The sequence below is a fragment of the Rubripirellula tenax genome, from assembly GCF_007860125.1.
Lineage (GTDB): Bacteria > Planctomycetota > Planctomycetia > Pirellulales > Pirellulaceae > Rubripirellula > Rubripirellula tenax.
Window position 1 is genome coordinate 134497 of the sequence record NZ_SJPW01000008.1, and the last position, 26956, is coordinate 161452.

The window sequence follows — 26956 nt, forward strand, 5'->3', positions numbered from 1 at the left end:
TATCCGCGAGCGAAGAGGATTGCGAGCGAGCAAGTCGAGATCAGGATAACGGCGAAATTGAAAATGCGCTCGACATGTTGTTCGCGATTCATCACTGGCTCTCTGAATTGGCGTTACTTGCGTTTGCCACTGAAATAGCGACATGGAACTAACGATCCAAGCGGATATTTTCGCGAACCGTTACAAACAATGCGCGATAATCGCTGCATTTGGTTGGCATTTTTGAGTCCGACTTATCGAACTTTTCTCGTAACACATGAATTGAACTTTCGCTTAGCAAGTCAGACTCCCCAGCATCCCTGACTAAAAAGCGAAAGCCATCCGCATGTTGCTCGCAAAAAGACTGTTCCGAACGTACCAGTTCGCAATCCATTGCATGATGTCGCGCCTGATTCCGTAGTTAGCCACAAATCTTCACAGCCAGCCACGAAACTGCAATATCAAACGCCCGGCAAACCACTGCCGACGACTAGGCGCGGACCAAAAGGCGATTTGGTCTATTCGACACTCACGAGTTCGACGACGAAGTGGAGGTCCGAGTGGGCAGGGATGGAGCCTGGTGAACCGGCTTCGCCGTAGCCGAGCTTGGAAGGCACCCAAAGTTCGATCATTCCGCCCTGGCCAATCAATTGCATTCCCTCGGTCCAACCGGCGACGACATTTCGCAAGGGAAAGGTCGTCGGTTCACCTCGTTCGTAAGAACTGTCGAACACCTTTCCACGATCGAGCCAACCGCGATACTTGACGGTTACCGTGTCATCGGCTGTCGGCTTCCTACCGTCGGAATTTCGCAGAATCCGATACTTCAGTCCCGATTCGGTTTTCGAGAACTCCGACGCGATTTCCGCATCCATCGGTCCCGCTCCCGTTTGAAGTTCAGGAATATCGACAAACGTGGTCGGTTTCCATTGTGCTGTTGGAGCATATGCGGACGCCGACGCAGGAGTTTGGTCCGGGCTGAATTTCGCTGTGGAGCGACATCCCGGAAACATCATCAAGAGACTCAATAGACACCACGGCAAACAACGCTTCATTGCTGTTCCAACGCTCCAGTTTCGTGTTCCGAATCAATCCAATGCGCCCATTGGCAGCAAACCTTCCCACCAACCATGCTGGGAGGGTAGCTAAATCGCCGATTTACTGAAAGTCCTTCATTGGCCAAGCGGGGTTTGGCACTCTACCACCGAATCTTGTCGGCTTCGACGAACACCATGGAACGCGCTGCGCTTGGCAGAATGTGATCGACGTGTTCAACGATCTAGAGGTTTGGTTTCGCTGGCTTAACAGCGGGCTGCCAGGGGGCAATCCCATCCAGCTTGGTCTTTCTTGAAAACACCTTGCTGCCGCAGGTGACATAGAGCGTCGACATGTTCTCGCCGGCGAGAACACAGTTGGACAGCTTGCCGGACAAACTGGGACGCGAAACGATCAGGTGAACGCGTCCGGGCGGATCGATGATTTGAATGCCCAGTTTGGTTGCCACCAATAGCGAGCCGTCTTTTGTCATTGTGACTCCGTCGGCGCCGCCGATCATGTCGTCCTGCGGCGTGTGCACGTAACTGTAGGGCTGGCCGTGCAACAGTTCGCCCGTTTGCGGGTCAATTTTGTATGACCAAACGTACCGGCCTTCCGCATCGACGACCATCAGGAAACGTCGATCGGGCGCGACGATCAACCCGTTGGGTTTCGTTGGTCCCGTGCCGGCTTTGATCGGCTTGCCGTCGCCGCGAGGATTGCCGTCGGCGTCGATCGGCAGGTACCAAACCGCTTGCTCGGTTGGTCCTGTGAAATAGATGCCGTGGTTAAGAACCACCAAGTCGTTACAAGAAACACCTGAGCACAAGTCGGTGCGACCGCCATCGGGGTCGATCCGCGTGACGATCAATGCCGTGTTTCTCGCACAATAGAGACGGCCGTCCCCATCGAACATCAATGCGCTGACTCCCGGCAAGTCATCGACAAACTTCGTCGCGTGATCTGTGCCATCGGCAATCTTCCAGATTTCGCCTCGTGGCCCATCGATAAAATACACATCTCCGTTGGGCGCGACCGCGGGGCCCTCGGTGTACTTGTGACCGTCACTGATCAGCTTCCACGGTTCGCCTTCGATCAAACGGTCTTTGAGTTCCGGGTGATTCGACACGTCCGATTCGATCGGTCGATCAGAGTCTTGCCACAGCCAACGCATCGCATCCGGAAAGATCGCCGCGCCATGCTTGCCGTTGTGCCCACCGTCGCCCCATTCGTTTTTGACTTGGTAGCCGGCCCACTGCAGTGATGCGAGCATCGACTGATTCGCGTGCCACCAACTGCCGCCATAGATATTCAAGTCGTTGCTGCCGTCCTGCAAAAATATCCTCAGCGGCTTGGGTTCGTGTTTGCGAACCAGGGTCGGGTATTCGTTTCCGCCTCTTAGACCGACGTAAGTTCCGACCGTGCTGAACACCCGACGGAATTGATCGCTGCGGTGCCAAGCAACTCCAAACGCTGCGATCGCGCCGCTGCTGCTGCCGCCGATGGCTCGCAGATTCGGATCATCCGTGATCGCGTAGGACTTACGCACTTCGGGAATCAGTTCATCGATCACGAACGAAGCGTACCGATCGCTTACCGTGTCGTATTCAAAGCTGCGATTGAACCGATCCTGGGCTCCATCGCCGCCGGGCACAATGCCCGGGTTCACACAGACGGCAATCGTGACCGGCATTTCACCGCTATGAATCAGGTTGTCAAACACATGGTGGATTCGATACTCGCCCTTTTCTTGAACGTACTTCGCGCCGTCCTGGAAAACCATCAGCGCAGCCGGTTTCGTCTTGTCGTACTGTGCGGGCACGTAAACGAAGTAGTCGCGTTCGGTGCCGGGATAGACCGTGCTGTCCACGAACCGATGGGCTGTCACTACGCCCCGCGGGACTCCATCTTTTGCCACTGTGTCGGGGTGGACGGGGTAACTCTCTTGAGCAAACGTCAAGACGGCGGAACACAGGAACATGACGACCGAAACGCGGGCGCCGATCCGAATGAGGCTCGCGGTCCAAGACCCAGATCGCCGAAGACCAGGGCCACGGTAAATTGCTGTGTTCATATCAAATCGTCCAAATAAAAAGTGAGGGGTGATTCCGTCGACTAAGCGGTTTGGTAGCTCCAAGATAGCGAAAAGCCTTGCGTCCGAGTCGAGCATGATGGAACGGATCGTTCCTGTTTTTCGTAACAGTCGACAGGATTTACGTGATGAACAGCATGCCGATTCGTAGGTTGAGGAATCGGCTCCTTGATCAAATTCATCATGTCCATCGCTTCAGGACGCACTATTTTTTTGGACCAGACGCTTTTTTCGATCACGAGAAGAAAGCGTCGGGAACCAATTCGTCATGAGTTGGCTACCGGTTTGGTTACGCTCGATCGAGGGCTAGTTGAGCGTTGCGAGTCGTTGAAATAGTGACTCGGCCGTAACCGCCATGTGTTACTCGGTTGGGGGTCCATCGAGCAACGTTTTGCTGACTCAACTATTTCGGATCTAAAAGCAAAGAATCAGGCTTGAGCGCACCTCGTGGTTTGAGTGATCATCCGGACAGGCCGTAGGCTCGGAAGCCGTTGGCGTTGGTTGTGGCCTGTAGCCAGTGATTTGCCATCGGCTCACTATCACTCAGATAGTCACCGCGAAGTTGCAGCACCGCTTCGCCTCCCTCGCTCGACCAGAATTTCTCGGTGCCTTTGATTCGCCGACTGACTTGTTTGACGGTCGACTCCATGATCGAACTGGTCAGCGGGTAGCCCTTTTGTCGGTACAACGGATAGTTCATGCGCCCGCGATGATTGGTGTAGTAAACCCATGCACGCCGGACGATTTCCCGTGGATCACTGTCCCCTGCGTCCTCCGGTGGATCGCCCATCGCGACCTGGACGTCGGCCAAAGCCGCAATCACTTTGTCCACTTCGCCACGCCAGATCCAAGTCGCGAACTGCTTGTAGCATTGCCATGCTGCGTCACGCTCGCGGTGAATCGCTCGCGCCGCAGCAAGGCTGTACGACAACCCATGCATGATGTCCAACACGCTGGTGTAGTCCGAGAACCACTGTGCCTGGAGATCCTCGATCGCAGAAGAACCATCCGAAACAAACACCTTCTGCGTTGCTTTGCCGAACCCTTGATACCAGGCGGCGCTGGCCACCTTGGGGCCGGATGATCGCATTGTTCGTTACGGCGGCGACGAGTACGTGATTATCTTGCCGGGCCAAGGGAAAACGGAAGCGTTGGAAAAGATCGAACGTCTGCGTCAAGGTCTGGAGTCTGATATTTTTCTTCGCAAAGAGAATATCAATCTGCAGATTACAGCTTCGATTGGTCTGGCGACGTATCCCGAAGACGCCAAAGACAAACGTGAACTTCTAGCCGCCGCCGATCAATGTCTGTTTCGTAGTAAGGCGGCAGGCAAAAACCGCGTCACAGTATACAAGGCGGACGGGCAGTAACCAAGAACACGGGAGGTCTGCATCAAATGCGAGTCTCGGTGTGCATGTGTTTTCAGATCCATTGATGTTTCCAACGACGACGGCGCAGCATACCCGGTTCTCTCGCTTGCAGTGTCTGTACATGCACCGGGTTTATGAATCCGCCGTATTCACCCGCAAGCATGCGGTTCAAACGTTTTAAGTCTGATCCAGCACAGGAGGACTCTCTGGGTGAAACTGGTCCAAGATCGCGTACCCAAGATGCTAGTTCGGTGAACTCGCCCGCGTTCGCCAATGTGTATGTATAAGTCGCAGTTCTTGTTTGTTCTCATGTACGGCAGAAGTTGTTCTTATCGACATGGTTCGGTCGGCAACGCGTTTGCACGCTGCCACTCACCCATGCAAATTGAGACACTCTGACGCCTCGATCAGCTTGAATAATCGCAATCTGACTCGGGGATTCTGAAATCATTTTTGGGACCTTTTCGATCCGCATTGCCCAAGCCGTCATTTCGGTAGCCGTCATTTTTCGCTGACCCTTCGCGGTAGTGTACAGTCTCGCCGTTGTAACGACATCTGATCCATCGCCTCGGTTCTAGTGAGTCTCGGCAGGCGTTAGGATACCTGGGGCTGAATCGTTCCGTGATGCTCGTCTGGATCGGTTTTCGAGTTTGGCGTTTGATACTGCACCTCAAAGAAAAAGACGCTCTGGGTCCTGCGCAATGAAAACGAAGAAACGAAGAACTTTGGGGTTTCAACGACTCGAAGACAGACGCTTGTTGGCGGTCAGTGCGGTCGCCGTTACGTCACACCACGCCGGGCGCGCTGGCGAATCGGGCAACGCCGACGTTCAGACGGTCTATCTCGACGCCGACGGAGCCGACACGGCGTATCGAGGTCCCATTCAAGTTGATCCGCTGCGAGTTCCAGCGTTTTCTGCTTCCCGATCTGGTTTGGCTGGGTCTGAGCAACGGATCGTTGAGAGGTCGTTGGAGATTTTGAACTACAATTTTTCGAGACAAGGAGTGCGGTTTACTGCAATCCAACCGCCGGCAAACGTAGCGTACTCAACCGTCTACGTTGGTGGCGACGATACGCCGTTCGAAAGCTACGGAACCTTTCTCGGGCTCGCTGAGAAAGTCGACATCGGCAACGAAGATCGAAATGACCGAGCCTTCATCTTTCCGGAAGAATTCGACCAGACCATGACAATTGATCAGTATTCATCGGTGCTGTCTGATGTCATCGGGCATGAAGTGTTGCACTTGCTCGGTCACAGCCATACGCACAGCGTCGGCCAGGGGCTGCTTGCCGAAGTCGCGTACAGCCAAGAGGTTCACGTTTGGCTTAGCGGACAAGGCGAGGAACTTTTTCGTAACGAATTTGGCGAAACCAGTTTCACTGAACATCTGAATCAATTTGGCCAGGGTGCTTTCGACGAGGATGAAGCCTATCGCGGTCAGTTCGGCAATACGGATGACTTCGATCACCCCTCGATACGCCACTTCTGGGATCCCGACGGCGGTTTCGGTGATGGCCTTGCCGCCGGGTACGATTCCGCGATCAATCGCGCCGCCGAACACGTCACCGGTGGTGTGCCAATCACCGGGATTTCGGGAGATCTATTTGCCAATCTTCCGAACCCAGAAATCAAGCTCCGTCCTTGGCGTGGTGGCGAGGGGGCGGCTGCGCGGTACGAAACGGATACGTCGACAGCGTTTTACTACTTGGGTCATGCCTCCCACTTGTTACAGGATATGACGCTTCCGGCGCACGTACACAAGGATCCACACTTGGACAGACCAACTCTGTTCGCAGCAATAGGATTCGATCCGCTTGGAAACGATTTCGATCCCTACCATGATTGGATTGATAGTGTTCCTTTTACGACAACTCCCGAAGTTTATGATCTGGAAGTCGAGCGGACGGCAGGTTTCGAGGACTTTGAAAGTTTCATCGAACCAAGAAAGCGATATCTGGACTTCAAGATTCCGTCGCTCGACGCGATCAAGATACGATCGGCAGCAGAGATCGATTCGGAATTCCGACCAGGAACCACCAGCGTTGATCTCGGCGGCTTCATTCAGCTTTTCAAAACGACCGCGGAAATAGCGGACAACTTCGATAGTAAGGATGCCGATGGTGAAGGCGCATTTGTAAACGGTGGAATGGGTGGCTTTCGTGGCGAAGGAACTCTTATTGGCGACGACGGTTCTTACAACGAGTGGACTCGTGGAGAACTCGATACGCTGGGTCGGGTTCTCATTCCCCGTGCGATCACCGATGTGGCTGAACTGGTCAGCTATTTTTACGGTGTTGTCGACCAGGAATCGCCACAGATTGCATTTCTAGCGATCGATCCGCATGACCCCGATGCGGGCGATGCGAACATCGTACCCAAGGTCGTCTCCGATCCAGTGATAACATTGCGAGTCGCTACCACCGACCAGGGAACCGGCGACACGGGCATCGGAAAAAGCACGTTCAAGTTCGAGTACCGCGAATTGCTGTCCGATGGCGTCTGGGGCGACTGGCAAGGCTCCAATCCAGATGGTCGCTGGCTCGACTGGTCCGATGACACGGGAAGTCCATCGGATGCGTCTCATTTCACCGCAAACGTCAACAATCCCGGTGAAGACTTCACCGGCAAGCCCGGCGCGATTGCCGAGGCATCGTTTAAAGGCGAATCCTATCGAACGTACGGGTTCCGCGCTACCGTCAAGGACGGCGGCGGCAACGAAAAAACAGCCGAAGCGTACGTCAAGATTGAACCCAAGGTTGTCAGCGTCGTACAGGTCATCGACCGGTCGACCAGCATGGAAGACAACCGAAAGATCGACAGTGCGAAACTGTCGGCGGAGTTGTTCATCTCGCTGTTGCTGGAAAACGATCGGATCGGCATCAGCAGTTTTGCCGGGGATGCTTCCACCGATTTTGCGATCGCCGAAATCCAGCCAGCCAATGGCGATGTGCAACGTCGGGCGAAGGAAGCGGTGCGAGACATCACCCTGACGGGCGAAGACGATCCGCTTGGACGAACGCCGGGCACTTCGATCGGCAGCGGGCTTCGCGATGCGAGCAATCAGCTTGATATGCTTCAGCAGCAATCCGGTCGAGCCATCGTGCTGTTGTCCGATGGCATGAACAATCGGTTCCCCGATGCCCAGGACGTGCTTGACGCCATTGACGACGACATCGCGGTCTACACGATCGGATTCGGCGCGGACGCTCAATCACTGTCGGAAATTGCGTCGGATACGGGAGGCGTGTACTACGCATCCGGCAGACTCTCCAACCTGCAGGCGATCTATGCACAGATCGAAGGTAAGTTGCGGGGCGAGCAGACGGTGCAAAGAACTTCGGGCATCGTCATGCCTGGCGTACCCGTCGAGCTCCCGTTCTTGGTTGATGCGACGCAGGAGAGTGTCACGCTAGTGTTAACTTGGCCGGGAAGTGATCTGGATCTCGAACTCATGTCTCCGCAGGGGATTCGCATCACGAGCCAAGATGCCGACGATGACGAATCGGTCGAGTTCATCGGCGGTGAAACCTTTGAAGTGATTCGCCTACGCGGACCGGAAATTGGCCAATGGCAAGCTCGAGTGATCCCCAAGGTCGTTGATCCCTTGGGCGAACCGTTCGTCGTCCTTACGCAATCAGAAACCAGCATTGTGGCAGTTCCCACCTCGGCCCAAGTCGTCGACATGGGTGACTTCGTGCGGATGGCGGTGTCGGTCCAGGACACCGGCCCCATTCGCGGTGCGACGGTGGCTGCGGAAATCACGGCACCCGAAATTTTCGAATCCGGTGACGTCCCCAATGGTAACTCCTTTCGTGCACAATCGTACGTTTCCGAAAACGTGATGGTTGAGGATATCAACGTGCGCGTCCAGGCTTTTCACCCGAACCTTGCCGACCTTGACATTGTCCTGATTTCGCCCAATGGAAGCCGTGTGACGCTGGCAAGCGATCGAACTGGCGAGGTCTATGCCAACACGTTGTTTGATGACGATGCGGATCAGTCGCTCTCGAACGGGAGCCCGGATTTTGACGGTTCATTTCGCCCCGAGGGTTCGCTGGCGCGATTTGACGGATTAGACGCCCATGGCGTTTGGACTCTCGAAATCACCGACGACAATTCATCGATCGCCGGTGGGCGACTCAACGACTGGCAACTCATCCTTAACGGTGAAGCCGTACCACACACGCAAATCTCGAATCAACACGTCGCCCTTTTTGACGATGGCAACCACAACGACGGAGACGCGAACGACGGCGTCTACGCAAACGACATTTTTCTAGGAGGCTACGCGGGTGCCTACGACGTCCAGTTTCACGTCGACGGCAGTTCAAACAATCAGATTCGATTCGTTCGCGAACCAAACCAATCGATCCAGTATGGCGAAACTGACTCGTTTCTTCGGGACCGCGGTTTCCTCGATAACGCGACAGGCGGTCGCATCGAATTCGGCAACGTTGTGGTCGGATCAAATGCGATTGCCCGCTATCGCTTTCAGAACTTCTCGGATCGAAACAGGTTGTTGCTCAGTGGGTTTTCACTTCCTGATGGTGTAACCGTTGTCAATTCGCCGCCCGCCGCTTTGCTTCCTGGCGAGGTGGCAATTTTTGACTTAAAGCTCGATACGAAAGTCGCCACAGCATTGAACGGCATCAGTTCACTTAGCTATTCGATTGAGCTTAACGGTGAACCGACATTGCCGGTCTTCGTGCGCGTGCCGATCGCTGGAAATGTGCTCTCATCCGAAATCAACGTGACCACCTCGGATGACGAAAGTGACGGTGACATCTCCGATGGCAACCTCTCGCTTCGAGAAGCCATTCAACTCGTCCAACAAAACGCGGTAAAGCGAATCATTCGCATTGATCCCTTAATCTTCGGCGAGACTTTGACATTTGACATAGGAACCGGATTCACTGTTCCGGCTTCCGGCTTGCAAATCGAGGGTTCTGACTCGAGCAGTACGCTTCGTATCCTCGGCGATCAAGTCGTGCTTGACTTAGCAGATTCAAGAGTCGCATTGACTGGCTTCCCGAACCTTGACTTGTCCGCGCCCGACGTCAATGTTATCCGACTCAACGCACAAGTTCTCGAATCACTCTCGCCCATCCGTCGCAAATTGCTTGCGACCCTGGGAGAGGGCGATCAACTCGATTTGACAGACGTCGATGAATGGCGCATGTCGGCCCCGAGCATCGGCAGAGATTTTCTTTCCACTGCAATCAACGGAAATGCAACCATTCAGGCCAAGGTGCCGCACCCGTGGCAGAACTTTTTACGAGCAAGTGACATCAGCAACGACGGTACCATCAGCGCTCGCGATGCACTGCTGATTATCAATGAACTCGGTTTCCGTCGCTTTTCAGATGATGGAACAAAGAATTTGGATGATCCGTTCACGTTATCGACTTGGCCAAACATCTATTTCGATCAAAACGGTGACGATCGCGTTACCGCACTCGATGCTTTGCGAGTGATCAATGAATTGGCGCGTCAGTCTTCGTCGATGACTGAGAGCGAGGCAGAAGAAGTTGTATCGACGCCGCCGTTCGTCCCGCAATTGGAATACGCGTCAACGAAACCAGACATCAATGACGAATTAGCGCGGTCCAGCTTGTCGGATCAGCCCACAGCAAGGAAGGTTTCGGCGATTCCATTGACCGGTTTCGATCAGTACGCGAGGGACAAGATAGTCGATGAAGTAATTGTGGATGAATTGTTCGCCAGCGATGCAAAGCGATCAAGTGACTTGATCTGGGAATCAATCGTCGTCGCGGAATTGAGTGACGAGAGAATCAAGACGGCTTAGTTCGTGACAACGTGCGAACAGCTATCGAGGCTATTTCGACCCGGCGCGATTGGTAAAGACAAGCATCTCTTGCTGCCCAAAAAAGCAAGTAGCATGCGGGTTCTTGGGAAGCCGCATCAAATTCGCTCCACCGCTGACTTCGGTATTGGTGCTTAAAAATCACTCTAGAATTCAAGAGTCTGACAAACTCGAAATCTGAAGACGTCCGCACCGAGAGTTTTAACGAGTTTAAAAACGTGCGGGCGGCGGGACAGGCAGCAATCTTTTCACAGATCGAATCGATCGGCTGGCCAGCATCGCATTAAATTTTTCGCATTTATGCGCACGGGGATGATTTCTGAACGGAAGGCGAAACGCACAGTGCCGCCACGTTGCAAAGGGTCGAAATGCCGGCACGGCGACGTGGCAAGAATACGGGCCACATCCATTTGGACTTGGATGCGGTGGAAATGGCGTTTCGTCAATCCGCCTAACCAATCAGCCAGCATTTGACGGCGACAGTGACGCATTGAAGTTGGTTGCAACGTGGATGACACGATCACGAATCGCTGGGCAAACGGATCATGAACTTCGCTCCGCCCAATGGGCTGTCCGTCACGTTTACATCGCCACCCAACAGTTCGCAAATGCGTCGAACCAGTGCGAGCCCAAGTCCAGTGCCCGGATGTGAATCGCCGGACAGTCTTCGGAAGGGCTCGAATACCGATTGTCGATCTTCCGGTGGAATGCCGTCACCATCTTCTTCAACAAAGATGCAGTAACTTTGATCCTGCTTGGACACGCCTACGACCACTTTCGAATGCGCGTACTTGCCAGCGTTGCTGACCAGATTATCGACTGCCCGCTGAATGGTGACCCGATTGGTGCTCAATTCAGCTTGATTGGGACTCTGGATGCTCTGAAAGTCGATCGCTGGATAGAGCGGTTCATATGTCTGGATCGCTTCGGATACAACGGAATCTAGGCTGACCTGCTCTCGATCGACGGCCTCAGTTCCGGAATCGTGTCGAGTGTATTCCAACAGCTCACCTACCAGTTTATCTAGCTTGTCGGTCGCTTCGTCGATCGAATCGATCCGCAGCTCCCGTTTCGTGCGATCATCAGCCGATCGAACCAACTCGGTTGCGAATCGAATGCGAGCCAAAGGCGTCCGCAGTTCGTGTGACACCGCTTGCAACAATTCCTTTTGCGACCTTAGCAGCGACTCAACGCGATCGGCCATATTGTTGAATGCTCCGACGATTGGAAGGACGCCCTTCTTGTTTCCGCCATCAATACGAGCGGACAGATCACCACTCGCAATCGCCAAAGCAGTTCGCTCAACATTCCTAAATTGCCTCGCGATCGGACGCAGTAGAACGGCGATCGCGCCAGCCGCCAGTAAGAACACGCTGCCGAGCCCCAGCAGCACATCACTTTGCGCCGGACCGACAAATTCGGGCAGCGGCCCGAACTCGACCAATTGATCGGTGCCAGTGATTGCCACGTCAATTTTCCCCCAGTGAAAAACCGCCTCCCCTCGCTCAATCCGAGCGTTCATCGCCGCAGCCATTGGTCGGGCTTCACGATCAACGATCATGACCGGATACGCGAATCGACCGCGGACCTGTTCAAGCGTCTTTGCAAATTTTTCTTTACCACCGTCGATCAAATCGTCGCGCGCCGAGATCGCGCCGCCGCTGAGTGCGTCTTCAATCACGGCGATGTTTTTCGCTTGGGTCGTTCCGCGAAACACGTATGCCTGGATCAACCATGCCACGAACAGAATCAACAGCACGCCCAGGTAAAATCGAAGGAACAGACGCGTCATGTCGGTTTCGCCATCAAATATCCAACGCCGCGAACGGATTTGATTCGCGTCGGATGATTCGGATCGTCGTGGAGCTTCTTGCGCAAACGCGAAACTCGCAAGTCAATCGAACGGTCCAGTCCATCGTAAGGGAACTCCAACAAGTCGAGATAGATCCCCTTACGATCAACGACCGTGCCTGCCCGCATTGCCAAATAGGCTAGCAAGTCGTACTCGGCCGTCGTCAGTTCGACGGTTACCCCCGCGACCCAAACGATCCGCGTCGACGGCTCGATCTCAAGATCACCGACCTCGATCCGATTGCTGGCTTCGCCCATCAATGACGTCTCGCCGCGGCGAAGGTGAACCTTCAACCGTGCGAGCAATGCGCGTGGACGGACGGGCTTGGTCATGAAATCGTCGGCACCGATTTCCAAAGCGATCACTTCGTCAACCTCTTCACCGCGGGCAGTCAACATGATGATCGGCCCACCATAAGCGGGCCGTACGCGACGACAGACGCTGAACCCGTCGACACCCGGCAGCCCGATATCCAGCACGATAGCGTCATAAGGATCTCGCAAGATTCGCTCAATCGCAACCTCGCCGTTTCCCTCGATCGTGACATCGAAGCCGTGCTCGACTAAGAATTCTTGAACCATCGTTGCCAACGGCGCATCATCCTCAACAAGCAGAATGTGTGATGTCATGGTAAAACTGTAAACTCGGAGATTTCGTTCGATCTAGATTGAAATTGCCACGGAGGGTGCTGCCGTCGTCGGCTACTTTTCGTCAAAGTCCAATCCGATGACAAAAGGGTAACTGGATTTGAGTGGATACTTTTGCCAACGTTTAGGCCTGACACTAGCGTATTAACCGTCACGTCGCCGAGTATCCCGTCACGACATCAATCCGCGTCGTTCGAATCGTCTTGTTATTTCTTCGCCGCTTCGTCTTTTTCGATCGTGTTCCATATCTCTTCGCCTTGCTCGCGAGACAGTTGACCTTTCTCGACTGCGGCTTCCGTTTTAGGTCCGATTTGATTTCCCTTGATCCATTCCCATTTTTCCCAAGCTTCTCTTTCGCTCAAGTCGCCTCTCTCGACGGCTTCTTTCAAATCATCACCCAGCGACTCGATCCACGCCATGACCTCCTGCTGAATTTCAGCGCGACGAGCTTGATCGGGACGATGTTGCCCCTGCTGGCTGAGCCGCTTTGCGATCCCAAAGACCTTGCCGATTTGTTGGTCTGAAAGCTTCAGTTGCGAGCGAAAATGTTCCCGCATCAGATCGGGCATCTCAAACTGCTCGTCGGACGAGCGCATCATCTGGACCAATCGCAGAACGACCCGCAACACGTGACCCCGTCGCTCACCTTCTATATCTGTTTCGCCGAGCATTTGCTGGACTCGGTCAACCGACGCTTCGTCAAATCCCAACCGTTCAAAGTGTTCCAGCAGTTCGGTTCGACTATCTTCCGCATGCTCACGAACAAACTCTCTTTCTTTGCTTCCTTGATGCCGCGAAAATTCATGCAATGCGCGCAGCATCACGTGCGCCTGCTCGAGCGTCAGATCGCCGTCAGCAACGATCTGGCCAAGCCACCGCTCAACGGCATCCGTGTTCTGAGCTTCCGCGGACCGACTGATGCAACTGATCATGATGACAAGGCATGACGACGCTAGAATGTGACTGCAAATTTTTGAGTTCATTTTATTCAGTTCCTATGATGCAACCAGAAAAATTGAGCGGAGAAGCGCGTCGAACGCGAACTGTTTCATTTGAACCACTGGCGTGCCCCGTCCGCGCAGCCAATCAAGACTACACAATCCGCCAGCATAGCAAGTTCAAACCCAGCTATCCCGATCCGCTGTGTACCGATTCGTGTCAAAAAGGTAGACACCACTCGGTCGTCGAAGTGCTCAATAGCCAAGGCACTCTATTAGCCAAGGCACTCTATTAGCCAAGGCACTCTATTAGCCAAGGCACTCTATTAGCCAAGGCACTTTATTAGCCAAGGCACTTTATTAGCCAGTTCGCGATTCGCAGTGCTGCTTCCGTTCGGCCTACGGCCTCACTCCAGCAGCACTGCGAATCACCGATCCCAATTCCCCAACCCAATCTTTCATAACGCCTGGTACAGGAATTGGGGGCATCCCAGGTGTTGGTCTGATTGAATACCGCTGAGGTGCCGATTGCACTGTTGCCACCAACGGCGATGCCGCCGGATCCGATCTCAATACTGCCGATGCCGCTCAGGGTTGAGGGGCTACTGAAGTCAATGCCACCGACTTGACGGGTGGTGGAAAGATCGACCGTTCCGCCAGTAAAAGTTGCCGTGTCGGTGACGAGGTCATTGGCGGGAGCTGTACCGCCCCAGTTGCCGCCATCCTCGTACGTGGTGCCGTCGCCAAGCCCGTCCCAATTGACAGTGCCCGCTTGCAAAGAATTACCCGTCGCCATCGAGGCTGCAATGAAAATCGCCAGCAATCGTCTCTTGTAATTCATATCTATGTACTCGTTGTCTCGGATGCGAGCCGAACCAGCCCGCGAGAATGATGGTATGACGTGAAAGGGGGGATCTTGCTCGGAAACGTAGGGTTTCCGGATGCAGACGGTCGTCCGAGTGTAATGAGGGGAGGTGCGGTTGGGTTGGCTGGGCAAGATATGTGTCTAATAATTTTTTCATAAAACGTTCCTTTGGAGGGGTCGGCGGCAACCCGAAGAGGGGGGTGCTTTTGGGCAGCCCCACCGGATCCTTTGCAACTGCGGCGGGCGTGGCAACTACGGGTCCACTTTGACTTCATCCAGGCTTACGCCCAGCGTCCGTTTGGCGATCGCGTCGAGCTGTTCTTTGGATCCTTGGATGTGCAGCGTCGTTTGCACATGTCGCATTGTTTCGCCGGGTTTCAGCGCAGCGGCAGGCGACGACGTTTCCAGTTCATAGAATGGTCCTAGGGGCGGTTCGCCCGGTGCGGGTGAACCATCGTTGTACGCGTTGAGTACGTCACCGTCGTAGGGCTTCTCTTGATGTTCCCACATCGAATTGACGTAGCCAAAGGGCGCATCCTGGACGTTGTAAGTCACAATGTTTAGCACACCACCATCGGCGTCATAGCTGCCCGCAATGCCTTTGGAACGCGCTGGAGTAACGCCGATCTTGCCACGATGGGTGCCATCACCTTTGAAGAACAGGACGTCGTCGTGAACCGTCAAATAGTCCGGCGGCACCTTGCCGAAGTAAGCATCGTTGACCGTTGGCCCCAGGTCCGCTTCCTCACCCGCCTTGAACGGAATCACCACCGTTGTTCGGGGCGACGGATTGTACATTCCCAAAATCCAAATCGATGGCAATCCGGTTTCGGGTGACCAGGACTTATCGCCGCGATTGGTCAGACTATTGTCGGTTTGGTAAGCGACACATTTGACGCCGTCGGGCAGCGCCGGGCCACCGAGCGCAGTTGCGACCGCGTCGTCGTCGAGCAAGCGAACCGTTCGTTGGATGCCCATCAAGAACTTCGTCCCGCTGAAGTTCGTCATCTCGCAATCACGCCGAAACGTAGCCGACGTCGCCGATTGCTCGACCAATTCGAAGGGTTCGGTATCGATCGCCGCGGGCGTGGTCCAGTCGTCAAACTCGAACTTCGAACCGGGTTGGAAGAATAATGCAAATTGGCCTCCTTCGGGCCCCAACCAAAATCGCTCTTCGCCGCCGAAGATGTAGATATGCTCTTCAAGCTTTCCCTTGCGTTGCCCAGGCGAAAGCAACCCTGCTTCGATGACCTTGCGGTTGATCCAACCAAAGCTCGGTCCATTCCCGCGATCAACGGTGCTGGTCATCACGCGACCCTGGTAGTCAGGGGCCACGGCGACCGCGGCTCCCTTACTTTCCAGCAACACGATCGGCGTATGCTTTGTCAGAAAATCCAGATCAGCCTGGAACGTTTTCGTTGCAATGAGACTCTCCTGAGCAATGGTCATGTCAACTCCGCAATGCGTCGTAAGAAAAAGGAAGAGTGGCAAAGTGGTTTTGTGAATCAGTTTTAGCTTCGTTCGCATGTCTCGTTCTCGCCGCGGGATGATGGGGCTAGGAAATTTCGGGTTCCGCTCAATGCCTTAGTTCGCAAGCATTGGATATTCGTCGATCGTGTCACTTCGCCGACCGAGGCGGGCAGGGCGTTCACACTGTCTGCTAATTAAGTCTCGTCGATTGTTGGTCCGTCAGTGCGGCAAGGGCGATGCCAGCATGTCCAAGTTGTAGACCAATTGATCCGATGTGGTGGCGATCGCGATTCGGCCCGACTTGGCTTAATTCACCTCGTTGAGATCGAATCGCTGGATGAACGGCAGAAAGCCGCCTCGTTTACCGATGTGAACGCCCCACTGGATCTGTTTCCCATCGCCGCTTTGATTGAACGCTTCGGGACGATAGGCGCCCGCCGCAGTCGGGACGGAGATGATTTTGTGTGTCTTGGAAAACCGGAATCCATCTTCCGAGTAGAGAATGGAACGGGTGATCTGTTTCGGGCCGGTGGTGCCAATCATCGCGGCCACTCCGGAACCTTGTGGCCAGACCATCACTTCATGGTTGCCCGGAATGACGGGGTTGTTTTCATACTTCACGTACGGCCCTTCCGGCTTGTCTGCGATGGCGACGCCCATCTGAGTCTGCGCGGGGCTTTTGCCGAGTTGACGCCCTTTGTAATAAAACCAGTACTTTTCATCGCGCACCAATAAACAGGCATCGTCGATCAAGTGGCTGTCGAAGTCATCGGGATTGTCGCTGTTGCGAAGTGCCGGATTGGTCGCCAATCGTTCCCACGGACCATCCGCGGAATCCGAGACTGCGATGCCAATTTTCGAATCTGGATGGAAACCCTTGCCAAACGTTTTGGACGTGCCGGTATAGAACAACCAGTAACGGTCCTCGGCAACCAGGATGTTGGGTGTGAAGACGCTTGCGCCTTCCCAAGTGCCCGCTTCACCTTTGGCGAGCGCCATTCCTTTTTCGGTCCATTGGTGACCATCCGGCGACGTCGCGTACCAAATAGTAGCGTCGTAACCCGGCGAGATCTTGCCCTTCGAGTACCAGACGTAATAAAGATCGCCAACCTTGATAATGTCGCTCGGGTCGCGACGCATCACGCCTTCTTCCGCACCGATACCCGACAACTCGGAATAGGTTACTTCCACGGTACCGAGTCGATTGTCTTGCGAATGAGAGGCAACGGAAGTCACCGCAAGCATCGTAGCCGCACCGAGGATTTGACAAAGAGTACGTTTCATGAAATTAGCATCTGCTTGTTGGCGTGTTCACATCGAAACCGTTCACAGTCCGGTACTGGAACTTCGGCGACGATCACCACAGGATCGATGAATTGGAAAAGGCAACCCTTTCGTTCAAGCGGAGATCAACACAACCGCAACGCAAGCTTTCAACGATCGGAGGCAGCGGTTGCTGCTTAAGAGATAGGTCATTTTTCTTTATTCCAAGTACTTAGTGCTAAATCAAAGATGCTGTCTTGTTGCAATGTTCGATCGGAAACCCAATCCAATTCATCGTCGCGGTCCGATAGTGAGTCTTGCTGGTCAATGGCGCTCATTTCAGCTTGCTGACTCGATGATCGTCCCAGCTTGTTGATGATCTGCAGACTGTCCAGGGCGGTCACCCGGCCATCACCGCTGACGTCATAGAAGAACGCCGACGACTGGCGTTCTGAGAAACCCCACAGTTCGGACGACGCAGCGGTTTGTCCGAGGAAGTTGATTCCGATCAAGGCGTCCAACGCCGTGACCTGTCCATCACCGTTAACGTCCAACGCGTTGTTGGGATTCTGTACCGCAACGCTGCTGGCTGCCGGTGGTGCTGCTTCTGGTGCTGCCGCTGTTGCTTCTGGTGCCGCCGCTGGCGGCAGTGTGATCATCATCAGTCCACCCGAAGGCATCTGACTGAATCGTACGTCCAGGGTATCGAAAGCGTTGACCGATCCGTTGCGGTCGATGTCATAAATGTTGTCGATGCCAACGCTGTTGCTGCTGGGACTCTGGTGGAATCGTACATCCAGCGTGTCAAACGCGTTAACGGTCACATGCTTCGATGGCGAAGTGGATCCGTCGACGTCACCGACTTGATTGCCAAAGTAGAACACATCGTCTTGGGTAAGCCCGGTGTTGGCGTTTGCCTTGACGGTGACTTCCAACCATTGGTTCATGATGGTTTGGTGAGGCCAGTCGATGGTGACACGCTTGGTCGTCCCGGCTAGCGCCGCGACGTTGATCGCCGACGGCGATGTGGACGTCCAGGCCAGGCTGTTGCCAAAGTCTTCTGTGTTGCCGACACGAAACTGGAAATCGGATTCCGTCAGCGTCGACGCCGGCAGATTGTCGATGTCAACGACGACTCGGTTGATGCCTTGCGAGTAGTTGGTGTAGTTGGCCATCGATGCCGCGGCACCGGGCCCGTGCAGCGCCGACTTGTTCGGGTCGACCATGCCTTCGCCATAAATCGCACTGGCGCCACGGTAGGCCACGCCGCGGTTAACGATGGTGGACGCAACTGACACCACGGCATAGTCCGACAGCACCACCGTACTGCTAGACGCATCATACGTCACTAAGAAAGTGCCTTCACCGCCGACCGTTGTGATTCGTTGGCCGTTGGCGACGTTTTCAAAATCGCCTGACATGCTCGCGCTGGACACGGCAACGGTAAAGGTGTCCGCCGGGGAAGGTGCAAAGGTTGTCCCGCCCGACCCGATCAACGAGACGTTCAACGTTCCGCCCAGTGTCGCCGAACTGGTAAGCAATCGATCGTACCCAGACCCCGCCGTCGTGCCGCCGATCTCTATGTCAAAGAATGCACCGGAGGACAGCGTCACACTGTCTGCTGTTAGGATGCCGGCGCTTTCGCCCGGTGCAAGACGCCCGCCCGAGTTCACGATCACGGCCGAGCCGATCGATCCGATACCGCCGAGCGTTCCACCGCCGTTGACGGTGTAGATGCCGCCGCCGGTATGGGGTCCGTTTACCAGCATCGTTCCCGCGCTGACCGTTGTGGTGCCCGTGTGGATCATCGTTCCGCCGAGCGATTGTGTCCCATTGCCTGATTTGACCAAGCTGACGTTGCCATTGATCGATCCCGAGAAATCGCCGGAACCAGAGTCTCCGGTGATCGTCAGTGTTCCGCCGGAACCGGCAAACGAGTTACTTGAGGTGATCTGGCCAAAACCATTGAGTCGACCAATCTTTCCAGTGATGTTGTTGTCATCGGCACGTCGGTTCATATCCAGTGTGCCATCAAGCTGGACCACGCCATCGGGTGTATTGAGCATGTCGTTCCCGATTGCGCCGATCCAAGCCCCGCTAGCGACCGTCAGGTTATTACGAACGACGCTCGGCCTTCCGATCACTCCGCCCTCGTCGACAATCAAGTTTCCGGCAAACGTGCTGGATCTCTCCATGGACAAGTTCCCGGCGCCTAACTTGGTTAGGTTTCCGGTCCCGCTAACCCGGCCGACCAACAATTGATTGCCGGCGATCCCCACACCGATCGATGCGTCGCCGTCAAGCACGATAATGTCGTTATTGCCCGCGCCTACCAATCGCGTGTTGTTGTCGACCGAACCGTCGGAGTAGACGGCCCCTTTCCCATTGACTCCGTCACCGGTGATCGTGACACGTTCGTCGGTGATGCGAAGGCTCGGGTTAACTTCCAACGTCGCACCGTCGAATACGATCGTCCCATTGGAATCGTACGTGCCTGCGGTCGCATCGCCGACATTGCCCATGCCGTTGAGGTGCTCGACGGTAAGACGATCGCCGCTATAGACCAACGTCACCCCGTCGTATTGATTGTCTTTCCCGTTGCTGATCACGCCGCCTTGGGAACTTCCTGTGTTGCCCGTGACGCTGATCCCTAGCACGGTGACTTGGTTCGTGTTGTTGATGAATGTCGAGTTGATGTAGTCGTAGTTGTTATCACCGTGATCGTCCGGGCCGGTGGGATGTTTGGAGTCGCGCCAGTTATCGAAGAACACCTGGCCCAATCGGACCAGTGAATCCTCGGGCAGATCGCCGAGCGGCACAGAGCTGTTGATCGTGATGTCTAGGTTGTTGCCAGCGACATAGGCGACCGACCAGTCGACTCCCTCGGGAATACCGCCAACCAGTTCCACCTCGACCGACGTGTTGCTCGCGCTGTCGTAGGGGGTGTGCAGCAGCGGGCCGTGGGTAATATCACCCTTGGCGTTCGTGATCGTGGTGTTCGACTTGAAATTGAACCCGTTTTCCGTGCCGTACGCTTCGACGTTGTTCAGATTCATCGTGCCCCTGCCCAGTGCCACTGAGAATCCGGTGCGCATATTGGTCACGACGACGTTGTCGACCGTCAACCCAGATGGGCCTGTGTACATTCGCACGCCGTCTTCATTGCCCGAAATCATCATGTCGGGAGGAAGCACGTTGCCGTGCGATGTGAAACCATAAGCCTGGTACAGTTCGGTGGCGATCACGTTGTTGCTGGAAAACAGTTCGCCGGTAACGGTGCTGTTGGTCAGCGTGGTGTTTTGCGCCGTGCCCTGGACAAAGAATCCGTGCCCGTACGTTTTAACTTCCAAATGCATGTCATTGATCACCGCATCGACGGTATCGATGACCTGGAAGGCAGACGTCTTGTTGTGGGCATGCCAGGGCAGTCCCACCCCATCGCCAACCGGGTCACCATTCTCGTCAAGTGCTGGCCCCGGATCCCATCCCTGTGGATTGACCCGAGCTCCTTTGCCGAACACGTCTCCGTAACCATAAGGCGACGAACCTCGGGTCAGGACGTGGGCACCGTCCACCGTGTTGTCGGTGCCAGTCATTTGGACATAGACCGCGGCCCAGTCAGCGTGCCGCTGCGCTCCCGGGTCGGTGTCCATGGCCAGGTCATGCCCCATCAGATTCAGATCATTGATGGTGTTGCCGGTGCCGCTGATCTTGACCACTTCGATACCGCTGTCATGGGCGAGCGCTCGCCCGAATCCATCCAGCTTGCGAGTGTCTAGGTTGATGGTGGTGCCAGTAAAGATGTACGTGTTGTTCGTACCGCCCAATTCTAGAAACGTCGGTTCGGAACTGGTGGGGTTAGCAATGTGATCCCCATTGATCCAATAGTGGCCGGGTGTCACAACGCCGGTCACCGGGTGTGGATCGCCACCGGTCGTGCTGAGGGTAACGGTGGTGTTGTCGACCGTCGTGCCCAACGCTCGCAGATCGGCCAGGCTGCTTACCGTGCCGTTGTTGGCGACAAGGACGTTGAACGTACCTGTGGTGGCACTGCCCAAACCATCGTTTACAGCAAACGTAAAGCTGTCCGCGATGGATCCGCCGGCATGATCGTAGACCACAAGACTGTTATCAATGTCGGCCTGGGTGAAGGTGCCGTACTGAGCCAGCACCGTACCATCGTGAACAATCGTCCCATTCACGGGAAGGCTCGTCATCGTGTAGGTCAGTTCCGACGCAGATTGCTCGGCATCGGTCGCTTGCAGGTTTGCCGAAGTGATGACAGTCGTGGCGTCGGCATTCGCAGCAAGCGTGCTATTGGTTGCCAACACTTCTTCCGTGTTCGGAGCCGTGGTGGTCGTGTACAGTGCCAGGACTTCGGCGGCCGTCAATGCGTTGTCAAAAATACGCACATCGTCCAGTCGGCCGTCATATCCTTCACTGCCATTGGTGTTCGAGCCGAGCGTAAAGGACGTGACGCCGGCCATGGACTTGGTATTGCCGGTACCGGACGCCCACAACTGACCATCTAGGTAGATAGCCATCGTGCCCGAAGTCGCATTCTTGGTGAACGCCCAATGATGCCATGAGTCTTTGTGAATCAGCGGATCCGTGACCGCCCTATTAATTCGATCGTACCCAGAGTCGTTCCCGGCGTCCCAATAGACCCTGCCGTTACTAAACGACAGGTGGACATTCAAGACTCGACTTCCGCTTGAATTGACCCCGTAAAGAATGCTGTCGTTGGTCGGTTGCGTGTCACCGCCGTACGCCCAAAACGAAAACGTTACTTGTTGATCAACCGTAGCAAACGTCGACGCAGGAACCGAGATGTTGCCATTTGCATTGAAATCGATCGATCCGCCAAGCTGACCGTCTGCCCACGCACCGCCGGTGACGGTGCCATGGTTGCTGTTTCCTGAGACATCAGTCGCCACCGCGCCAGAGACTTCATCAAGTGGGTACCAAGCCAGAGTCGCGAAGACGATGCGCTGTTCCAGCGACTCGAACAACCGCAACCGGCGTTGCTGTGATGTGGTTCGACGCCGTTGCGACTTTGCTTGACGTGACCACCGATCTGATGCCCAGAAACCAGGTTTAGACATTTGCATTCCGAACGGTGCTGAGAAGAGACTGAGTTGATAAGCAAGGGATGATGATGGGGCGAAGACATTGACGCCTTGGACCGGTGAATCAATCCGCCCAATTGGAACAAGATAGAGAAGGGTTTCCAATCCGTTCTTCAATCCAATCGGGCGGTGCAAGTGTACACGTGCGTGGAAAATTTCGACCCTGAAATATCGGGTTTTCGCGCGATGAAGCAAATAGAAAGCGGCAGGGAAAACGATTTGCGACATGCCGGCGGTGAATGGAATGATTTGCGACATGTCATCGGTGTGCCAATGCCCACGGCGGCGAATCGTCTCGGTGGCCCCCGTGGCTTGGTGGTCCCCCCGGAGCCTCGCAGTGGTCCCCGCCCAGCAACACACAGGAAGCTGCTGTGCTACTCTCTTGCCTTGTTCTTAGGAAAGCGGCGGACCTAGCCGCACGAAGCCTCACCTACCATTGAACGGTGCGCCGGTCATTTCGCAAAACATCGCGTCGAATTTCACCATGAAAATCAATAAGAAGGATGGCAGTATGCTTCGAGCATTTTTGGCACTCGTGATCGTTAGCTGGATCGCTGCGGAACCATCATGGGCAGGGCGTCACGACGTTGACGAAAGCAGCAACCCGAAAGCAAACCAAACGTTTGCCGACGAGGCCGCTGCTCCCGAAGAGCCGTTGACACTCTGGTACCGCAAGCCGGCGACCAGATGGGAGACCGAAGCGTTGCCGGTTGGAAACGGTCGCATGGCCGCGATGGTTTTCGGCGGGGTCAACAACGAACGGATCCAGTTCAACGAAGAAACCGTTTGGGATGGCGTGCCCACGGATTACAACAATCCCGAAGCGCTGAAGGCCCTGCCGGAAGTCCGCCGTCTTCTGTTCGAGGGTAAGAACGACGAAGCGACTCGGTTGGCCGGTCGAACGATGATGGGACGACCAATGAAGGTCAAATCCTATCAGACGCTCGGTGACGTCCACCTGGACTTTCCGAACACGGACAAGGTCTCCGGTTACCGACGCGACTTGGATCTTACGACGGCGATCAATCGGACTCACTACACCGTTGATGGAATCGAGTACACGCGAGAAGTTTTCGTAAGCGCGCCGGACCAAGCGATCGTGATTCATCTTGCGGCGAACCAACCGGGAAAGATCAACTTCACAGCCCGATTCGCTCGTGAAAACGCATCGACGAAATCAGCTCCCGAAAACAAACTTGTTCTGCAAGGCAAGCTTGGCGTTGACTACGAAGCGCAGCTTCGGCCCGTCGTCAATGGCGGCAGTGTTACGTCCGCAGATGGAACGCTGAAAGTATCAGATGCCGATGATGTGACGCTGATCGTGGTTGCCGCGACAAGCTACAACAACGCAACCGATATTTCGGGTGATGCGACCGCGCGATGTGACAAGTATTTGCAATCGATCGGCAACAAGTCGTACGAAGACCTGCGTGCAGCGCATGTCGCCGACTACCAGAAGTTGTTCAATCGAGTGCAGTTGGACTTGGGGTCAACCGGGGCCGTCAACAAGCCGACCGACCAACGACTGCGAGATATCAAAAAGGGAAAGCATGATCCGCAGTTCGAAGCTCTGTACTTTCAATTTGGGCGGTACCTGTTGATCAGCAGTTCGCGTCCTGGGTATCTGCCCGCCAACCTGCAAGGCAAGTGGGCACAGCAATACAACGCGGCGTGGAACAGCGACTACCACTTCAACATTAACTTCCAGATGAATTATTGGCCGGCCCAGACCACGAATCTGTCGGAGTGCCACCAGCCTTTCTTCGACTACGTGGAAAGCCTCGTTCCTTTTGGCGAGAAGACGGCCAAGGTTCACTATGGCGCTAGCGGTTGGACGCTGCACCACCTCTCTGACATCTTCGGCATGACGGCTCCGGCCGACGGCGTACACGGCATTTGGCCGATGGGCGCAGCCTGGGCAAGTCGCGACCTGATGGAGCATTACCGATTTGGCGGCGACAAGGAATTCTTGAGCCAGCGAGCCTATCCGATGATGAAGGGGGCGGCGGAGTTTCTGTTGGACTATTTGGTCGAAGCACCCGAAGGAACACCGGCGGCCGGTCGATTGGTCACCAGTCCGTCTCACTCACCAGAGAACGCATTTATCAAAGCCGACGGAACCGAATCGGTGTTTACTTACGCGTCGACGATGGACCTGCAGATCGTTCACGATCTTTTCACCAGTTTGCTAGAAGCGAACCGGGCGATCGATCCGTCGGGCAACTTCGACAAAGAATTCCGCAGCGAACTTGAAACCGCATTGGCCAAGCTGCAGCCACTGCAGATTAGCGCCAAGACCGGGCGGTTGCAGGAGTGGATTGAGGACTACGAAGAGAAAGACGTGAATCATCGCCACACCTCGCATCTGTACGGTTTCCATCCGGGCAATCAAATCACCAAGAACGCGACACCGGATCTCTACGAAGCGGCCAAAAAATCATTGGAAGCTCGCGGGGACTTCGGCAAGGGTTGGAGTATGGCGTGGAAGGTGAACTTCTGGGCCCGTTTCCACGATGGCGACCGTGCCCACGTGCTGCTGGGCAACCTTCATAAGAAGATGACCCTAACCAATCTCTTCGACACGCATCCGCCGTTCCAGATTGACGGCAATTTCGGAGGAACCGCAGCGATCGCAGAAATGCTTTTGCAAAGCCATGACGGCGAAGTGCATCTGTTGCCCGCGTTGCCGGCGGTCTGGAAAAGCGGATCCGTCAAAGGGTTGCGCGCTCGCGGTGGTTTTGAAGTCGACATTGCATGGAAAGACGGCCAACTGACCGAAGCAACGATTCGTTCGCTCAGCGGAATTCCATTGCAGGTGCGCTACGGCAATGAAGTGCGTAAGCAAGATCTCGCCGAAGGCGATCGCTTCACGTGGAATGGATCCTAAGGCTCGTTGCTTCACGCAGATTTCGACTACACTTTCGTCCACGTGCTGAGCGCTAAATCAACGAGGCGGTCTTGTTGCAGTGGACGATCGGAAACCCAATCCAATTCATCGTCGTGGTCCGATAGCGAGTCCTGTTGTGCAACGGCGATCACTTCAGCTTCTTGATTCGATGCACGGCCCAGCTTGTTGATGATTCGCAGGCTGTCCAGGGCCGTGACCTGGCCGTCACCGCTGACGTCATAGAAGAACGCCGACGAGGGGTGTTCAGAGAGACCCAGTTGTTCGGACGAAGCAGCGGTTTGCCCGAGTTGTCCGAGGAAGTTGATTCCGATCAAGGCGTCCAACGCCGTGACCTGTCCATCACCGTTAACGTCCAATGCGTTGTTGGGATTCTGTACCGCAACGCTGCTGGCTGCCGGTGGTGCTGCTTCTGGTGCTGCCGCTGTTGCTTCTGGTGCTGCCGCTGGCGGCAGTGTGATCATCATCAGTCCACCCGAAGGCATCTGACTGAATCGTACGTCCAGGGTATCGAAAGCGTTGACCGATCCGTTGCGGTCGATGTCATAAATGTTGTCGATGCCAACGCTGTTGCTGCTGGGACTCTGGTGGAANCGTACATCNAGCGTGTCAAACGCGTTNACGGTCACATGCTTCGATGGCGAAGTGGATCCGTCGACGTCACCGACTTGATTGCCAAAGTAGAACACATCGTCTTGGGTAAGCCCGGTGTTGGCGTTTGCCTTGACGGTGACTTCCAACCATTGGTTCATGATGGTTTGGTGAGGCCAGTCGATGGTGACACGCTTGGTCGTCCCGGCTAGCGCCGCGACGTTGATCGCCGACGGCGATGTGGACGTCCAGGCCAGGCTGTTGCCAAAGTCTTCNGTGTTGCCGACACGAAACTGGAAATCGGATTCCGTCAGCGTCGNCGCCGGCAGATTGTCGATGTCAACGACGACTCGGTTGATGCCTTGCGAGTAGTTGGTGTAGTTGGCCATCGATGCCGCGGCACCGGGCCCGTGCAGCGCCGACTTGTTCGGGTCGACCATGCCTCCGCCGTAAGCGGCGCCGGCGCCGCGGTAAGCCACACCGCGAGCCACAACGGTGGAAGCAACAGACACCACGGCATAGTCCGACAACACTACCGTTTTGCTCGACGCGTCGTAGGTGACTAAGAACGTGCCTTCACCGCCGGCTGTCGTAATCCGCTGGCCGCTGGCGACGTTGGTGAACGCACCCGACAAGCTTGCGCTGGACACGGCAACCGTAAACGTGTCGGCCGCGGATGGTGCAAAGGTCGTCCCGCCCGACTGCAGCAGTGAGACACTCAACGTTCCGCCCAGTGTCGCCGAGCTGGTCAGCAATCGATCGTATCCCGATCCCGCCGTCGCGCCGCCGATTTCGACGTCGAAGAATGCACCGGAGGACAGCGTCACACTGTTTGTTGTTAGGGTGCCGGCGCTGGCGCCCGGCGCGAGGTGTCCGCCCGAGTTCACGGTGACGGCCGAGCCGATCGATCCGGTGCCGCCCAGGGTGGCACTTGAGTCCACGGTGTAGACGCCGCCACCGGTGTGCGTGCCGTCGATTCGCAGGGTGCCACCGGC

The 26956-nt window shown here is 55.4% G+C and carries 16 protein-coding genes; 5 read left to right on the forward strand and 11 right to left on the reverse strand.

What is annotated here, in order from left to right:
- Positions 1-497: 497 nt before the first annotated feature.
- The 3 genes from Poly51_RS26595 to Poly51_RS26605 all read right to left on the reverse strand — a co-directional run bounded on the left by Poly51_RS26595 (position 498) and on the right by Poly51_RS26605 (position 4196).
- Positions 498-1034, reverse strand: a complete 537-nt coding sequence (locus Poly51_RS26595) for an FKBP-type peptidyl-prolyl cis-trans isomerase (RefSeq protein ID WP_146461861.1) — start codon at positions 1032-1034, stop codon at positions 498-500.
- A gap of 224 nt (positions 1035-1258) precedes the next feature.
- A complete protein-coding gene (locus Poly51_RS26600) occupies positions 1259-3088 on the reverse strand; it encodes an SMP-30/gluconolactonase/LRE family protein (protein ID WP_146461862.1) in 1830 nt (609 codons plus the stop codon).
- Between the two features lie 478 nt (positions 3089-3566).
- On the reverse strand, positions 3567-4196 hold the full coding sequence (locus Poly51_RS26605; protein ID WP_246114798.1) for a hypothetical protein: 630 nt from the start codon (positions 4194-4196) through the stop codon (positions 3567-3569).
- A 25-nt stretch (positions 4197-4221) separates the two neighbouring features.
- Between Poly51_RS26605 and Poly51_RS26610 the strand changes: the two genes are divergently transcribed.
- Positions 4222-4476, forward strand: coding sequence for a diguanylate cyclase (locus tag Poly51_RS26610; protein ID WP_246114799.1), 255 nt, complete (start codon positions 4222-4224; stop codon positions 4474-4476).
- A gap of 701 nt (positions 4477-5177) precedes the next feature.
- Complete coding sequence (locus Poly51_RS26615) at positions 5178-10283, forward strand: proprotein convertase P-domain-containing protein (protein WP_146461864.1); 5106 nt, start codon at positions 5178-5180, stop codon at positions 10281-10283.
- Positions 10284-10821: 538 nt separating this feature from the next.
- Here the strand turns inward: Poly51_RS26615 and Poly51_RS26620 are convergent.
- The 3 genes from Poly51_RS26620 to Poly51_RS26630 form a co-directional block, all read right to left on the reverse strand.
- Positions 10822-12093 (reverse strand): ATP-binding protein, encoded by a 1272-nt coding sequence (locus Poly51_RS26620; RefSeq protein ID WP_146461865.1) that lies wholly within the window; start codon positions 12091-12093, stop codon positions 10822-10824.
- The gene (locus Poly51_RS26625) at positions 12090-12782 is read right to left on the reverse strand and encodes a response regulator transcription factor (RefSeq protein ID WP_146461867.1); all 693 of its coding nucleotides are present in this window, start codon (positions 12780-12782) and stop codon (positions 12090-12092) included. The genes Poly51_RS26620 and Poly51_RS26625 overlap by 4 nt, the downstream gene beginning before the upstream one ends.
- Positions 12783-13006: 224 nt before the next feature.
- Positions 13007-13399 carry a hypothetical protein gene (locus tag Poly51_RS26630; protein WP_186775836.1) on the reverse strand — a complete coding sequence of 131 codons (393 nt, stop codon included), beginning with the start codon at positions 13397-13399 and terminating at the stop codon, positions 13007-13009.
- A 30-nt stretch (positions 13400-13429) separates the two neighbouring features.
- Between Poly51_RS26630 and Poly51_RS26635 the strand changes: the two genes are divergently transcribed.
- The gene (locus Poly51_RS26635) at positions 13430-13747 is read left to right on the forward strand and encodes a hypothetical protein (RefSeq protein WP_186775837.1); all 318 of its coding nucleotides are present in this window, start codon (positions 13430-13432) and stop codon (positions 13745-13747) included.
- A gap of 50 nt (positions 13748-13797) precedes the next feature.
- A complete protein-coding gene (locus Poly51_RS26640; RefSeq protein WP_146461872.1) occupies positions 13798-14034 on the forward strand; it encodes a hypothetical protein in 237 nt (78 codons plus the stop codon).
- 47 nt (positions 14035-14081) lie between these two features.
- Here the strand turns inward: Poly51_RS26640 and Poly51_RS26645 are convergent, their stop codons facing one another.
- From Poly51_RS26645 to Poly51_RS26660, 4 genes are all read right to left on the reverse strand, one after another.
- Entirely contained in the window at positions 14082-14579 is a 498-nt protein-coding gene (locus Poly51_RS26645; RefSeq protein ID WP_146461874.1) for a hypothetical protein, read from the reverse strand.
- A gap of 276 nt (positions 14580-14855) precedes the next feature.
- Positions 14856-16052, reverse strand: coding sequence for a DUF6786 family protein (locus Poly51_RS26650; RefSeq protein ID WP_146461876.1), 1197 nt, complete (start codon positions 16050-16052; stop codon positions 14856-14858).
- 327 nt (positions 16053-16379) lie between these two features.
- Complete coding sequence (locus tag Poly51_RS26655) at positions 16380-17318, reverse strand: family 43 glycosylhydrolase (protein ID WP_146462206.1); 939 nt, start codon at positions 17316-17318, stop codon at positions 16380-16382.
- 227 nt (positions 17319-17545) lie between these two features.
- Positions 17546-22441, reverse strand: a complete 4896-nt coding sequence (locus Poly51_RS26660) for a LamG-like jellyroll fold domain-containing protein (RefSeq protein ID WP_186775838.1) — start codon at positions 22439-22441, stop codon at positions 17546-17548.
- 508 nt (positions 22442-22949) lie between these two features.
- Here Poly51_RS26660 and Poly51_RS26665 point away from each other — a divergent pair.
- Complete coding sequence (locus Poly51_RS26665) at positions 22950-25352, forward strand: glycoside hydrolase family 95 protein (RefSeq protein ID WP_246114800.1); 2403 nt, start codon at positions 22950-22952, stop codon at positions 25350-25352.
- 26 nt (positions 25353-25378) lie between these two features.
- On the opposite strand, the gene Poly51_RS31975 is transcribed toward Poly51_RS26665, so the two are convergent.
- Positions 25379-26401 carry a dockerin type I domain-containing protein gene (locus Poly51_RS31975; protein WP_449314222.1) on the reverse strand — a complete coding sequence of 341 codons (1023 nt, stop codon included), beginning with the start codon at positions 26399-26401 and terminating at the stop codon, positions 25379-25381.
- Positions 26402-26956: the final 555 nt, after the last annotated feature.